Origin of the sequence: Bradyrhizobium sp. 4 (assembly GCF_023100905.1) — a bacterium.
Classification (GTDB): domain Bacteria; phylum Pseudomonadota; class Alphaproteobacteria; order Rhizobiales; family Xanthobacteraceae; genus Bradyrhizobium.
Genome location: NZ_CP064686.1, coordinates 6,470,944 through 6,484,531, shown reverse-complemented (window position 1 = coordinate 6,484,531; position 13,588 = coordinate 6,470,944). Strand labels below are relative to the sequence as shown.

The 13,588-nt window shown below is 64.8% G+C and carries 14 protein-coding genes and 1 pseudogene; 12 read left to right on the top strand and 3 right to left on the bottom strand.

All coding sequences use genetic code 11. The features are described from left to right. Nucleotides 1-469: 469 nt before the first annotated feature. From IVB45_RS30975 to IVB45_RS30965, 3 genes and pseudogenes are all read left to right on the top strand, one after another. Nucleotides 470-933, top strand: a pseudogene (locus IVB45_RS30975) (YbgC/FadM family acyl-CoA thioesterase). Beyond that, the gene (locus IVB45_RS30970; protein ID WP_247359161.1) at nt 930-1,361 is read left to right on the top strand and encodes a YbgC/FadM family acyl-CoA thioesterase; all 432 of its coding nucleotides are present in this window, start codon (nt 930-932) and stop codon (nt 1,359-1,361) included. The pseudogene IVB45_RS30975 and the gene IVB45_RS30970 overlap by 4 nt, the downstream one beginning before the upstream one ends. A 77-nt stretch (nt 1,362-1,438) precedes the next feature. Beyond that, a complete protein-coding gene (locus tag IVB45_RS30965) occupies nt 1,439-1,906 on the top strand; it encodes a nuclear transport factor 2 family protein (protein ID WP_247287521.1) in 468 nt (155 codons plus the stop codon). 119 nt (nt 1,907-2,025) lie between these two features. On the opposite strand, the gene IVB45_RS30960 is transcribed toward IVB45_RS30965, so the two are convergent. Next, complete coding sequence (locus IVB45_RS30960) at nt 2,026-2,745, bottom strand: type 1 glutamine amidotransferase (RefSeq protein WP_247358217.1); 720 nt, start codon at nt 2,743-2,745, stop codon at nt 2,026-2,028. A 23-nt stretch (nt 2,746-2,768) separates the two neighbouring features. After that, the gene (locus IVB45_RS30955; RefSeq protein ID WP_027570286.1) at nt 2,769-3,695 is read right to left on the bottom strand and encodes a LysR family transcriptional regulator; all 927 of its coding nucleotides are present in this window, start codon (nt 3,693-3,695) and stop codon (nt 2,769-2,771) included. A gap of 151 nt (nt 3,696-3,846) precedes the next feature. Between IVB45_RS30955 and IVB45_RS30950 the strand changes: the two genes are divergently transcribed. Genes IVB45_RS30950 through IVB45_RS30910 form a run of 9 tightly spaced genes read left to right on the top strand, consistent with a single transcriptional unit; the run spans nt 3,847 to nt 12,614 of the window. Further along, nucleotides 3,847-4,803 (top strand): N-carbamoyl-D-amino-acid hydrolase, encoded by a 957-nt coding sequence (locus IVB45_RS30950; protein ID WP_081747991.1) that lies wholly within the window; start codon nt 3,847-3,849, stop codon nt 4,801-4,803. Between the two features lie 35 nt (nt 4,804-4,838). Continuing rightward, nucleotides 4,839-5,663, top strand: a complete 825-nt coding sequence (locus IVB45_RS30945; protein ID WP_247358218.1) for an ABC transporter substrate-binding protein — start codon at nt 4,839-4,841, stop codon at nt 5,661-5,663. Further along, the gene (locus tag IVB45_RS30940) at nt 5,660-6,517 is read left to right on the top strand and encodes an amino acid ABC transporter permease (RefSeq protein WP_027570289.1); all 858 of its coding nucleotides are present in this window, start codon (nt 5,660-5,662) and stop codon (nt 6,515-6,517) included. The genes IVB45_RS30945 and IVB45_RS30940 overlap by 4 nt, the downstream gene beginning before the upstream one ends. Then, a complete protein-coding gene (locus IVB45_RS30935; protein WP_247358219.1) occupies nt 6,514-7,278 on the top strand; it encodes an amino acid ABC transporter ATP-binding protein in 765 nt (254 codons plus the stop codon). Before IVB45_RS30940 ends, IVB45_RS30935 begins: the two co-directional genes overlap by 4 nt. Nucleotides 7,279-7,292: 14 nt before the next feature. Further along, nucleotides 7,293-8,108 (top strand): ABC transporter substrate-binding protein, encoded by an 816-nt coding sequence (locus IVB45_RS30930; protein ID WP_247287530.1) that lies wholly within the window; start codon nt 7,293-7,295, stop codon nt 8,106-8,108. After that, nucleotides 8,095-8,979 (top strand): polysaccharide deacetylase, encoded by an 885-nt coding sequence (locus IVB45_RS30925; protein ID WP_247358220.1) that lies wholly within the window; start codon nt 8,095-8,097, stop codon nt 8,977-8,979. Before IVB45_RS30930 ends, IVB45_RS30925 begins: the two co-directional genes overlap by 14 nt. Nucleotides 8,980-8,987: 8 nt before the next feature. After that, complete coding sequence (locus tag IVB45_RS30920; RefSeq protein ID WP_247358221.1) at nt 8,988-9,638, top strand: aspartate/glutamate racemase family protein; 651 nt, start codon at nt 8,988-8,990, stop codon at nt 9,636-9,638. Nucleotides 9,639-9,660: 22 nt separating this feature from the next. Then, nucleotides 9,661-11,244: an ABC transporter substrate-binding protein gene (locus tag IVB45_RS30915; RefSeq protein ID WP_247358222.1), complete on the top strand. Its 1,584-nt coding sequence runs from the start codon at nt 9,661-9,663 to the stop codon at nt 11,242-11,244. Further along, nucleotides 11,241-12,614, top strand: a complete 1,374-nt coding sequence (locus tag IVB45_RS30910; RefSeq protein ID WP_247358223.1) for an amidohydrolase family protein — start codon at nt 11,241-11,243, stop codon at nt 12,612-12,614. Before IVB45_RS30915 ends, IVB45_RS30910 begins: the two co-directional genes overlap by 4 nt. Here the strand turns inward: IVB45_RS30910 and IVB45_RS30905 are convergent. Further along, complete coding sequence (locus IVB45_RS30905; protein ID WP_247358224.1) at nt 12,604-13,518, bottom strand: LysR substrate-binding domain-containing protein; 915 nt, start codon at nt 13,516-13,518, stop codon at nt 12,604-12,606. The genes IVB45_RS30910 and IVB45_RS30905 overlap by 11 nt on opposite strands. Nucleotides 13,519-13,588 lie beyond the last annotated feature (70 nt).

Below are 13,588 nucleotides of genomic sequence, written 5' to 3'. Positions count from 1 at the left end.
GTTCGCGTCTAAGGAGATTAGATTAGCCGCTCGCGCACGGCTCGGCCGATGTCGCCGCAACCGCCGGAAATCACGGCGATGCGTCGTGAGAGACCGAGGCCGTTCATGCCGCAGCCTGGGAGCACATGCTCCCCAGGGGCTCACGCAAGTGCCTGTGAACCCGGTGGTGCGCGTGAAGGGCCGCTTCTCGCCATCTTCGCTACAAGGATGCGGAGTTGGTGCTTGAACGATAAGCCGACCCTCGAAGAACTGCTGGAACTGCTGGAACTGCTGGAACTCCTGGAACTCCTGGAAGTGCAGGAGTACTTACTTTGACCTGAGAGTCGAAGACTCGTCGAGAAGGATTCACACGCAGGGCGCTGAATTTTCAGATTGCAGGAGCTGAGCCCAAAAGCTTGGGCGATTGCTCAGAAAAGCGTCTCTGTGCAAGACGATTCGTTCTCGGAACAGCAATAAGATGAATCGTACTGTGACAGCTTCTCTTGACGGTGAAATTCGCGACGGCCGCCATCACATGCAGGTCCGCGTCTATTTCGCAGATACGGACGCCGGACAGATTGTTTATCACGCCAACTTTTGCGCTTCATCGAACGCGGCAGAACGAATTACTTGCGCTTGCTCGGAACCAATCAGCGAGAACTACTCAAAAAGCCCAGAACGACGCGCCTAGCTTTGCCTTCGTTGTCCGCTCAATGACAATCGATTTCCTAACCGGCGGCCTTGGACGACCGGCTTGACATCATCACAGTCCCCGCAGAGGTGAAAGGAGCGTCGGCTACCCTGCTGCAGGAATGCAGGCGCGGGGACGATCTTTTGGTCAAGGCCCGCGTGCGCGTGGCCTTTATTTCCGGTGGAAAAGCGCAACGTATCCCGAAGGCGCTGCGGTTCGCCATGGGAGGGGCGCCGAAAAATCTACGCTCGTTTACGCTATAGCCCTCCAACGTCCCAATGAAATCAAGGCGCTGTGTTGCGATTTTGGCAAGCCAGAGTTTTCCGGCATCGTCTATCACGCCAACTATTTGCGCTTCATGGAGCGCGGACGGACCAATCATCTGCGGCTGATGGGCGCCGAGCAGCAGGCATTGTTCGAGCAGGCCGAGGCGGAAGACGCAAGCTTCGCCTTCGTGGTGCGTTCGATGCATCTCGATTTCCTCAAGCCTGCCCGGATGGACGATGTGCTCGATGTCGTGACCTGGCCGGTCGCGGTGAAGGGCGCCTCCATCATGCTGGCGCAGGAGGTGCGCCGCGGCGAGGAGGTGTTGGTGAAGGCCGAGGTGCGCGTCGCCTTCATCAGCGGCGGCCGCGCCCAGCCGATCCCGAAATCGATCCGCGCCTTGATGAAGGCTGATCTGATTTCGTGATCGGGCGATAGCGGACGGCCTCTCGACTCCCCCGCGCGCGGCGATAGATTGCACTCCCGCCAACCGATGAGGCCCTCATGTCGCGCCCGCCGCTTCCGCCCTTCACCCGTGAGACCGCCGCGCAGAAGGCGCGTATGGCCGAGGATGCCTGGAATTCGCGCGACCCGGTGCGCGTCTCGCTCGCCTATACCGAGGACAGCCGCTGGCGCAATCGCTCCGAGGTTTTTCAGGGTCGCGAAGCCATCGTCGCGTTCCTCACCCGCAAATGGGAGAAGGAGCACGACTACCGCCTGATCAAGGACCTCTGGGCGTTCGACGATAACCGCATCGCCGTGCGCTTCCAGTACGAATGGCACGATGCGAGCGGCCAGTGGTACCGCTCCTACGGCAACGAGCAGTGGGAGTTCGACGAGCACGGCCTGATGCGGCGGCGCGAGGCTTCGATCAACGACGTGGTGATCGCGGATAAGGACCGGCGGTTTCACTGGCCGGCACCGGGGCCGAGGCCGGCGGATGTGGCGGGGCTGGGAACGGACCCTTTCTGAGCCGAGAAACAACTGTCACCCCTCATGGTGAGGAGCCGCGAGCGGCGTCTCGAACCATGCAGGCCCCGTTGCTGCAGCGGGGCCTCTATCCTTCGAGACGCGCGCAAATGGCGCGCTCCTCAGGATGAGGGGATGGAGTTGCGTGCCAGAAACCTCGTAATGGCGCCTCCGAGCTTGGCGTGATCCATCGGCTCCGCCAGCGACTCCCTCGCGGTGGTAACGACATCGTCCGGCGCCTTGCCGTCGCGCAGCTCACAGCACACTTGCGCAAACTCTACGTCGAACTCCGGATGCGGCTGCAGGGTGAGCGTCGCGCCGTTGGCGTAGAGCAGGCCGGCATGCGGGGTGAAGTCGGACGAGAGGATGGTCAGCGCATCGTTCGGCGGCTCGATCACCTGGTCCTGATGCGAGCAGGCGATGGCGACCGCTTCGCCGTCGACGACGCCGTTGTCCGGCAGCACCTGATAGACGTGCCGGCCGATGCCCCAGCCCTTCTCCGATTTGCGCACGGTGCCGCCGAGCGCCTGCGCGATCAACTGATGACCGAAGCAGATGCCGACCATCGGTGTCCTGCTGGCGTAGGCCGTGCGCACGAAATCTTCCAGTGGCGCGATCCAGTCGAGCCCGTCATAGACGCCGGCAGCCGCGCCGGTGATCAGCACCGCCTCCAAATTGCGCGGATCCGGAAGCGCATCGCCGTTCGGGATGCTGACGATCTCGACCGTGGCTGTCGGATCCTCGGCGCGGACCATGCGCTCGAACATGTCCGGGAATGAACCGTGGCGCTCGCGATATTTTTGTGGGACCTGCCCGGTCTCGATGATGGTGATGCGTGCCATGTGCCCTCCGGTAAAGGTCAAGCTCAGTCGCTTCCTGCCCCATGTTGCTGGTGTGGCGCTGTGGGCTCCAGCAGCGCACTCTCTTTCCGGACCTCGTTGAGAAACGCCTTGGCCAGGCGCGACAGCGGCTCTGCTTCCGACCATAGCATATAGGCCACCGCGTGCGTCGTCGGCGCGAACGGCCGCACGACGAGGCCGGTCCCGCCGTTCTGCCGCGGCGAGAAGGGATCGACAACCGCGGCGCCGACACCGGCGGCGGCGAGCACGCAGGCCGTGTTGCAGTAGCGCACCTCGACAGTCGGCCGGAACGGCGCGCCGGCACGGGCGAAACTGTCGCGCACGGCTTCACCGAGCCGCGTGCCGCGCTCGAGCCCGATGAAGGGCAGGCCGGACAAGTCGGCGGCCGAGATCACCGGCCGGTCGGCGAGCGGGTGCTGCGGCGGCAGCACGCACACCATCTCGCCGGTGTGCACCACCTCATGGGCGATGCCTGGATGATGTGTCAGCCCGAGCGCGAAGCCGAGCTCGGCGACGCGGTTGAGCACGCCTTCGATGATTCCCTCATAGCGCCGCACGTCGAAGAACACCCGTGTCTCCGGGCGACGGCGCAGGAAACCTGACAACGCCGAGGGGATGATGCTGTAGGCGAGCGGCGGCGTCGCGACCAGCGCGAGATGCCCGGAGCGGTTCTCGCGCAGATCGCGCACGCGGCTCTCGAGCTTTGCGTGCAGCGCGAAGATCGCCTCGCTCTCCTTGTAGAGCGCCATCGCTTCCGTGGTCGGAAACAGCCGGTTGTTGACGCGTTCGAACAGCGCAAAACCTGCCTGCGCCTCCATCGTCTTCAGCGCGTTGCTGACGGCAGGCTGCGACAACGCCAGTTCGTCGGCGGCCGCAACCGTGGTGCGGTGGCGGATGACGGCGCGGAGAATCTCGAGCTGGCGCAGGTTCATATCACTGCCAATTATACTCTGGGCCAAAACATCATAGCAGAACGAATTGATTTTGCAGCCCCGCTTCCGCGTAATGGCAGCGGATTTGCACGTCGCATCAAAGGGTTCATTCGCCCATTGAGGCGCCACTGCGCACAGATTGGAGGCAATCTTGGTTCGTGTCCTTCGCGCCGCCGCCGCACAGATGGGGCCGACGCAAAAAGCCGATACGCGCGAGCATACGCTGTCGCGGATGCTTGCGCTGCTGGAGGAGGCGGCCGGCCGCGGCGCCAGCCTCGTGGTGTTTCCCGAGCTTGCCTTCACCACGTTCTTTCCGCGCTGGTTGCTCGAAGGCGAGGCGCTCGACCATTATTTCGAACGCGGCATGCCGAACCCGAACGTCGCCGCCTTGTTCGACCGTGCACGTGCGCTGCGCGTCGGCTTCTATGTCGGCTATGCCGAGCTGACGCCGGATGGACGCCGCTACAATTGCGCCGTCCTGGTCGATCGCGACGGCGAGCTGCTCGGCCGTTATCGCAAGGTGCACCTGCCGGGCTCGGTCGAGCCGCGACAAGGTGCGCGCTACCAGCAGCTCGAGAAACGCTATTTCGACTATGGCGATCTCGGCTTTCCGGCCTTCCGCGCCGGCTCGGCCTGGGCCCACGCCATCATGGGCATGATGATCTGCAACGATCGCCGCTGGCCGGAATCCTGGCGCGTGCTTGGCCTGCAGGGCGTCGAGCTTGTCTGCATCGGCTACAATTCGGCTGCCTATGATCCGAATGGCGGCAGCACGGAAGATGCCTCCTTGCGCACCTTCCACTCCACGCTGGTGACGCAGGCCAACGCCTATATGAACGCGACCTGGGCGATCTCGGTGGCGAAGGCAGGCGAGGAGGACGGCTCCGGGCTGATCGGCGGCTCCTGCATCGTCGATCCCAATGGCCGCATCGTCGCGCAGGCCGCAACGCTGACTGACGAAGTGATCGTCGCCGACATCGATCTCGACCTCTGCCGCCAGGGCAAGGACAAGATGTTCAACTTCGCCGCGCACCGGCGGCCGGAGCAATACAGGGTGATCACCGAACGCGCCGGCGTCATCGAGCCCGCGGTTCTCGACGCAGACTGACAGGACGTTCCAACAACGTTGGCAAAGGAGCCGATATGACGCGCCTCTCGTATTTCCTCGGCATCGCAGCGCTGGCGGCCGCGACGTCCGCGCAGGCGGCGGAGCTTCCAGCCGAGATCAAGCAAGCGGGCGCGTTGAAGCTCACGGTCAACTCCACTTACGCGCCGATGGAATACCGCGATCCCGCGACCAATGAGCTCGTCGGGCTCGACGTCGATCTGGCAAACGAACTGGCCAAGCGCCTCGGCGTGAAGATCGTCTGGAGCGAGACGCCGTTCGCGGAATTGATCCCGTCGCTTCAGACCAAGCGCGCCGATTTCATCATCTCCGGCATCTCCGATCGCGCCTCGCGGCGCGAGACCGCGGATTTCGTCGATTATCTCGGGACCGGCCCGCAGTTCTTCGTGATGGCGGAGAACGAAGCCAAGGCTGCGACCGATCTCTGCGGCAAGAAGGTTGGGACCACCCGCAGCACCAGCTTCCCGGTCGAGATCGAGAAGTGGAGCAAGCAGAATTGCGAGCCGGCCGGCAGGCCAGCGATCCAGTACGTGCCGGGCGAGAACTCGATCGACGTTCGCAACCAGCTCAAGCAGGGCCGGATCGATGCCGCCGTGCAGGGCAGCGAGACGCTGCCTTATGCGCAAACGCAGGAACCCGGCAAATACCGCGTGATCGGCGAGCCCTTTGCCAAAGGCTATCAGGGCATCATGTTCCGCAAGGACGATGCGGTGCTTCGCGAGGTGGTGACCGAGAAGCTCGCGGCGATGATCGCCGACGGTTCCTACAAGGCTGTCCTCGACAAATGGGGTCTCGGCGCCAATGCGGTCGTCCAGCCCATGCTGAACGCGGCGTCGCAATGAAGACGGCACCGGCACTCGCGGAGGGTTTTCCCGACCTGTCGGGGATGCGGATCGCGCGCGAGCCGCACTGGTTTCGCTGGCTCAGCGCCGCGCTGATCGTTCTTGTACTTGCATTGATCGTGCGCGCGTTTGCGGCCGGCCAGATCGAATGGTCCTATGTCAGCCGCTTCCTGACGGCAAAGGTCATTCTCGAAGGCATCGTCAACACCATGGTGATGGCGGTGCTGGCGATGGCGCTCGGCATCTTCCTCGGCGTCGTCATCGCGATCATGCGGCTGTCGCCCAACCCGGTGCTGAAGACCGTCGCCGCCGGCTACACCTGGCTGTTCCGCGGCACGCCGCTGATCCTGCAACTGCTGCTGTGGTTCAATCTCGCGCTGGTGTTTCCGACCATCGGCATTCCCGGCCTGTGGAGCGCGCGCGCCGTCGACGTCATGACGCCGTTCCTTGCCGCGCTGCTCGGGCTCGGCATCAACCAGGGCGCCTATACGTCGGAAGTGATGCGCGCCGGCATGCTGTCGGTCGATATCGGGCAATATGAGGCCGCGCAGGCGATCGGCATGGGACGCTTGCGTGCGCTGCGCCGGATCGTGCTGCCGCAGGCGATGCGCGTGGTGATCCCGCCGCTCGGCAACGAGTTCATCGGCATGGTGAAGGCGACCTCGCTCGCCAGCGTCATCCAGTATCCGGAACTGCTGCACAACGCGGAAAACATCTACTACGCCAATTCTCGCGTGATCGAGCTCCTGATCGTGGCCGGGCTCTGGTACCTGCTCGTCGTCTCGGTCCTGACGCCGCTCCAGATGCTGCTCGAACGCCGTTTTGCGCGCGGCACATTGCGGCTCGCGCGATGACAAAACCCCTCGTCGCGATCCGCTCCGTCAGCAAGAGTTTTGGCGAGTTTCAGGCTCTCAAAAATGTCTCGCTCGACATCCGGCCCGGCGAGGTGATGTGTCTGATCGGTGCCTCCGGCTCGGGCAAGACGACGCTGCTCCGCTGCATCAACCAGCTCGCCGCGATCGACAGTGGCGGCATCTGGCTCGACGGCGAGCTCTTGGGCGTGCGCGAGCAGGGCGGACGGCTCCATCGGCTTAGCGAGCGCGAGATCGGGCGGCAGCGGCTGAAGACCGGCATGGTGTTCCAGCGCTTCAACTTGTTTCCGCACAAGACCGCGCTCGAAAACATCACCGAAGGTCCACTCCAGGTTCAGGGTCGAAAATCCGACGAGGTGCGTGCTGAGGCGATCGAGCTGCTGCGGCGCGTCGGATTGTCGGCCAAAGCGGACTGGTATCCCGCCCAGCTCTCCGGTGGCCAGCAGCAGCGCGTCGCGATTGCCCGCGCGCTTGCCATGCAGCCGATGCTGATGCTGTTCGACGAGCCGACCAGCGCGCTCGATCCCGAGCTCGTCGGCGAGGTCTTGGCGGTCATGAAAGAGCTGGCGCGGAGCGGCATGACCATGATGGTCGTGACGCACGAACTCGGCTTCGCGCGCGAGGTCGCCGACCGTGTCGTCTACATGGACCAGGGCGCGATCATCGAGCAGGGGCGCGCATCCGATGTCTTGGGCGCGCCGCGCGAGGAACGTACCAGAGCATTTCTTTCGGCAGTGATCTGAATGGGGACGTATCGATGAAGAGAATTCTGGTTACGGCGGCACTCGTTGGCGCCATGAGCGCTCCGGTCATGGCGGTCGAGCTGCCGGCGGAGATCGCCAAGCGCGGCAGCATCAAGGTCGCGCTGGTGCCGAACTATCCGCCGATGGAGTTCCGCGATCCCGCCACCAACGCGTTGTCCGGCTTCGACATCGATCTCGGCGAGGCCATCGGCCGCAAGCTCGGCGTCAAGATCGAATGGCAGGAGACCAGCTTTGCCGAGTTCATGCCGTCGATCTCGACCGGGCGGGTGGACGCCATCCTGTCCGGCTTCACCGACTATGCCAGCCGGCACGAGATCGCGTCCTTCGTCGATTATTTGCGCAGCGGCCCGCAGTTCTTCGTGCAGCAGTCGCGCAAGGCGGAGTTCAAGGACGCAGCCGCGCTCTGTGGCAAGAAGGTCGGCGCCAGCCGCCGCACCATGTTCCCGGCGCAGATCGCGGCCTGGAGCGAGAAGAATTGCGGCACCAATCCGATTCAGTTCGTCGGGACCGACGGATCGGCCGACGCCCGCACCCAGCTCAGGCAGGGCCGCATCGATGCCGCGGCACAGGGCAACGAGACGCTGCCCTACATCATGGACCTCGAGCCCGGCACCTACGCGACTGTGGGCGAGCCCATCGCGCAGCAATTCACCGGCATCGCTCTGCCGGTCAAGGAAAAGGCGCTGCAGCAAGCCATGCTGGAGGCGGTCGACGCGCTGATCGCGGATGGCACCTATCGCACGCTGCTCGCCAAGTGGAAACTGACCGACAACGCACTCGAAAAGGCGACCCTCAATGCTGGACAGTAAGGCACTCCAGAGCATCCCGCTCGTTCCGGCCAACACGGCGGATGCTGCGCCGGAATACCCCTGGCCGAAGCCGTACAATTCGGCAATGTTCCTGTCGTTCGACGTGGACGCGGAGAGCGCCTGGACCAGCAAGGACGCGGTGCACGCGCAGCGGCTCATCACCATGAGCTATGGCGGCTATGAGGCGCGCGTCGGCACGCCAAAACTGCTGGAGCTGCTCGACCAGCTCGATCTCAAGGCGACCTTCTTCGTCACGGGATGGTCGGTCGACGCGCATCCGGCGATGGCCGAGTCCATTCTCAAGGCCGGTCACGAGATCGGCCACCACGGTTATCATCATCTCCTTCCCGATCCTGGCGATCCCTGGATGGAGGAGGAACTGGAGCGCGGTTTTGAGGCGCTCAAGCGCCGGCTCGGCGTCAGGCCGACCGGCTACCGCGCGCCTTACGGCGAGTTCACCGAGGAACTGCGGGTGGCGCTGGTGCGTCACGGCATCGTCTACACCTCCTCGTTTCGCGACGACGTGCGGCCCTATCGCCATCGTCTCGCAGACGGCAAGCCGGGCACGATCGAGCTGCCGGTGACCGCAAGCTATGACGACTGGATGCACGGCCTGTCGGCGCGCTTCAGTCCGCGCTCGATTTTTCCCAAGGAGCATGTGCTTTCGATCTGGAAGGACGAGCTCGACGAAACCAGAGACTGGGGCGCGATGGTGACGACCGTCCTGCATCCGCAATGCAGCGGCCGACCGATGCGGCTGCGCCTGCTGCGTGAGTTCCTGACTTATGCAAAGTCGTGCCCGGACGTCTGGATCACGACCGGTGAGAAGATCGCGGCCAACTTCCTGCGCCACGAGGCCGGCAAAAGTTGAGCCACGCCATGACCCGCATCCTCGTCATCAATCCCAACTCCTCCGCATCGGTGACGGCGGCGATCGATGACGCCGTCGCGCCGCTGCGCATCGACGGCGGCCCCGCAATCGAGGTCGTCGGCCTTGCCGAGGGGCCGCTCGGCATCAGCTCGCAGCGCGACGCCGACAGCATTGTGATGCCGCTGGTCAACCGAGTGTCGCGCGACGATGCGGATGCCTTCGTGCTCGCCTGCTTCAGTGATCCCGGCCTGCATGCGGTGCGCGAGGCGGCCGGCGGGCGCCCGGTGATGGGCATCGCCGAGTGCGGCATCTTTCGCGCGCTGATGCTGGGTGAACGTTTTGGAATCATCGCGCTGTCGCCGTCGAGCATTAGCCGCCAGCAGCGGATGGTGCGGCTGATGGGCGTCGACAGCCGCTATGCCGGAAGCTGGTCGGTCGGCGCAAGCGCGGCGGAGACGGCAGGCGCGGACATCCGCGGACGGTTGATTGAAGCCGGCCGCGCGTTGGTCTCGCAATGCCGTGTCGACGTCGTGGTGATGGGCTGCGCCGGCATGGCCTCGCATCGCGCGGCGATTGCGGATGCCATCGGCGTTCCCGTGGTCGAGCCGGCGCAGCAGGCGGTGGCCGCTGCGATCGGCGCGGTCTTGCTGAACACGTAAGATCCTTCAGGAGCCTCTCGCAATGCCCGTCTCCCGCCGTTCGCTCCTCAAGGCCGCAGCCGCTGTACCGGCGCTGTCATTCCCGGGCATCCTGCGCGCCGAATCCCAGACCACACTGCGCTTCATTCCCGTCATCGACCTCGCCTTCGTCGACCCCATCTATTCCACGGCGCAGGTGTCGCGAAACCATGGCTTCATGGTCTACGACACGCTCTACGGCATGAGCTCTTCGCTCCAGGTCTCGCCGCAGATGCTGTCGGGCCATGTCGTCTCCGGCGACGGGCTGCAATGGGACCTCAGCTTGCGCGATGGCCTGTTCTGGCACGACGGCGAGCGCGTGCTTGCCCGCGACTGCGTTGCCAGCATTCGCCGCTGGGCCGCGCGCGACGGCTTTGGCGGTGAGCTGATGGAGGCGACGGATGAACTGTCGGCCACTGACGACCGCACCATCCGTTTCCGCCTCAAGCGTCCGTTTCCGCTGCTGCCGCAAGCGCTCGGCAAGGCCGCGATCAACGCCTGCTTCATGATGCCGGAGCGGCTGGCGAGCCAGGACCCGTTCAAGCCGCTGACCGAAGTCATCGGCAGCGGGCCGTTCCGCTATCTCGCCGACGAGCGCGTGCAGGGCGCGCGCAACGCGTATGCCATGTTCGAGCGCTATCAGCCGCGCAGCGAGGGCAAGCCGGATTGGACCGCGGGTCCGAAGATCGTGCATTACGATCGGGTGGTCTGGACCACCACGCCCGATGCCGGCACCGGCGTCGCCGCGCTGCAGACCGGCGAGCAGGACTGGCAGGAGACCACGCCGCACGACCTGCTGCCGATCATCAAGGCGGCCGGCGACATCGAGACGCGCATCCTCGATCCCCGCGGCTATGCCTGCATGCTGCGCCTCAATCATCTACAGCCGCCGTTCGACAACCCTGCCGTTCGCCGCGCGCTCCTGGGGGCGATCGATCAATCCGCCTTCATGACCGCGGTCGCCGGTACCGATCCGAACTTCCAGGTCTCCCCGATCGGCTATTTCGCGCCGAATACGCCGATGGCCAGCGAGGTCGGCCTCGATGTCTTCCGCGGCCCGCGTGACTACGCCAAGGTGAAGGCCGATCTCAAGGCCGCGGGGTATAATGGCGAGAAGATCGTGGTGCTCGTGCCCACCAACTCACTGGCCCAGAAGCCGCTTGGCGAGATCGCCGTCGACTCCTTGCGCAAGGCCGGCATGAACGTCGAATATGCCGGGCTCGATTTCGCCGTGGTGCTGCAACGCCAGCTCAAGAAGGATCCGCTTCCGCAGGGCGGCTGGAGCGCGGCGGTCGGCAATTGGCAGGGCATCGATTGGCTCAATCCGGCCGGCAACACCAACATCCGTGGCGAGGGCAAGGTCGCCGGCTGGTATGCGAGCGAGAAGATGGGAGCCTTGCGCAGCCAGTGGCTCGCGGCCTCCGAGCTCGCCGAGCAGCAGCGCATCTGCCGCGAGATCCAGGCGGTGGCGTTTCAGGAAATCCCCTATATTCCGATCGGCCTGTACAAGCAGCCGACCGCCTATCGCAAAGCTATCACCGGCATTCTCGACGGCACCGCCGTCTTCTGGAACGTACGCCCCGCATGAGCACCTCAGCAATTTTCGGCAGCTATGTGCTGTCTCGCAAGGACGGCGCGCAGGACGTGTTGCGCGACCGCTGGGTCCTGATCGAAGGAAAGACGATCGCCGCGGTCACGCGCGACAAGCCGCACGCGGACGAGGTGCATGACCGTCCCGGCCGTTTCGTTCTGCCGGGCCTGTTGAACCTGCACAATCACTGCTTCTCGGAAGCGGTGGCGCGCAGCCACACCGAGGACGGCAATGGCCGCAAGAACAACCAGAGCATCGTCTACACGGTGCTCTTGCCGCTGACCAAGCGCGGTGCAGATATCTTGTCGGCGGAAGAGCGCATGGCGGTCGCGCGGCTCGGCATTCTCCAACTCCTGAAGGGCGGCGCCACCACGGTGATGGAGCCGTTCCGGAACTCGATCCCGGAGATGTTCGACGCCGCCGAGGAGATGGGCATCCGCTTCTATGGCGCGCCCTATCTGTTCTCGACGTCGGACGCCAAGGCCGGCCCCGACGGCGTGGTGCACTATTCCGGCGATGACGGCACAGCCGACATGGCGACCTGGGATGCACTCTACCAGCGCTGGAACAATCGCGGCGACGGTCGCATCGGCCTTGCGATGAGTCCGCATGCCACCGACACCTGCGGGCCAGATCTCTTGAAAGCCTGTGCCGCGCGGGCGCGCGAGCTTGGTGTGCCCATCACGACGCATTTGGCGCAGAGCCGCGCCGAGGTCGAAACCATCGGCAAGCGCTATGGCGGCCGCACGCCGGCGCAGTATCTCGACTGGCTCGGCCTGCTGGCGCCCGATCTGATGGCGGCGCACTGCATGTTCAGCACCGACGACGATCTCAAGCTGATGGCCGCGCGCGGCATGACGGTTCTCAACTGCCCGCGCGTGTTCGCGCGCGCCGGCGTCACCGCCGCGTTCAGCCGGTTTGCGGAACACGGCGTTCGCACCGTGGTCGGCACCGACGGCTACAACATGGACCTGCTCGGCGAGCTCAATGCGGCGTCGCTGATCTCCAAGATCACTTCGGCGCGGGCTGACGTCGCGAACGCGCCCGAGTTGATCGAGGCGAACACGGCAGTCGCCGCCGATGTCATCAAGCGGCCCGATCTCGGCCGGATCGAGCCGGGCGCGACCGCCGACCTCACGATCGTCGATCTCACCCATCCGCATCTTCAGCCGCTGTTCGACCCGCGCCGCGCGCTGATCGCGCTCGCCAATCGCGCCAATATCGATCAGGTCATGGTCGACGGCCGCATGCTGGTCGATGGCGGCCGCTACCTCGGCGCTGACGAGGCGGCGATCACGGCGGCGGGGACTGCTGCGATCGGCAAGATCTGGGACCTGCCGGAGGCGCAGGCGGCGTTCAACGGCTGAGGGCTGGCTCGTCGAATTCGGCGAGCGACTTGCGCATAGTCTCGACCAGATCCAGCGCCACCGGCGAGGGGCTGCGCTGCGCCGGAAACACGGCGGAGAATTCGAAGTCGATGCGCGGCAGGAAGCGGCGGACGACGACGCCGCGCGTGGAAAATTCCTGCGCGGTGAAGGGATCGCAGATCGCAACCCCGAGCCCCGACGACACCATGCCGCACATGATCTCCGAGAGCGTGGTCTCGACCCTGAGCACGCGGCGGACATCGTGGCGATGGAAGACCTGGTCGACGAGGTGGCGGCTCGACGAGCCCGCCGACAGCGAAATGAAAGTCTCGCCCTCGAAATCGCGGGGCTCCAGCACTTCCTTTTCCGCGAGGCGGTGACCGGTGGGCAGTACAGCCACACGCGCCGGCGCCGGCAGCTTCTGGCTCGGCAGGCCGGAATGCGCGATCGGCACCTCGGCAAAGCCGACGTCGCATTGGTTGTTCAGCACCCAGTCAACCACGATCGGCGAGATCACGCCGAAGAAAGCGAGGTTGAGGTTGGGCCGCTCCTTCAGGAACTGCCCGGTGAGCCGCGGCAAATAGCCATTCGACAGTGCTGGAAGTGCCGCGATCCGCAGTGAGCCGGTGCGGCGGCCCCGGATTTCCTCGGCTGCCGCCGTGATGCGTTCGAGGCCGACGAAGGAGCGCTCGACTTCGGTGTAGAGCGCCATGGCCGCAGCGGTCGGCACGAGGCCGGTGCCGCGCCGTTCGAACAGCTCCATCTTCAGCAGCGCCTGGAGGTCGCGCAGCAACCGGGAGACCGCCGGTTGCGTCACTTTCATCAGCGCCGCCGCCTCAGTCACGCTGCCGGTCAGCATCGTGGCCCGGAAGGCTTCCACCTGCCGCGAATTGATCCGCGCCATCCTGAGTTCCATTCATAACATTTAGGCATACAGAGGGTGCCATTATTCATTGGACGGCGGAAGCCGGAGT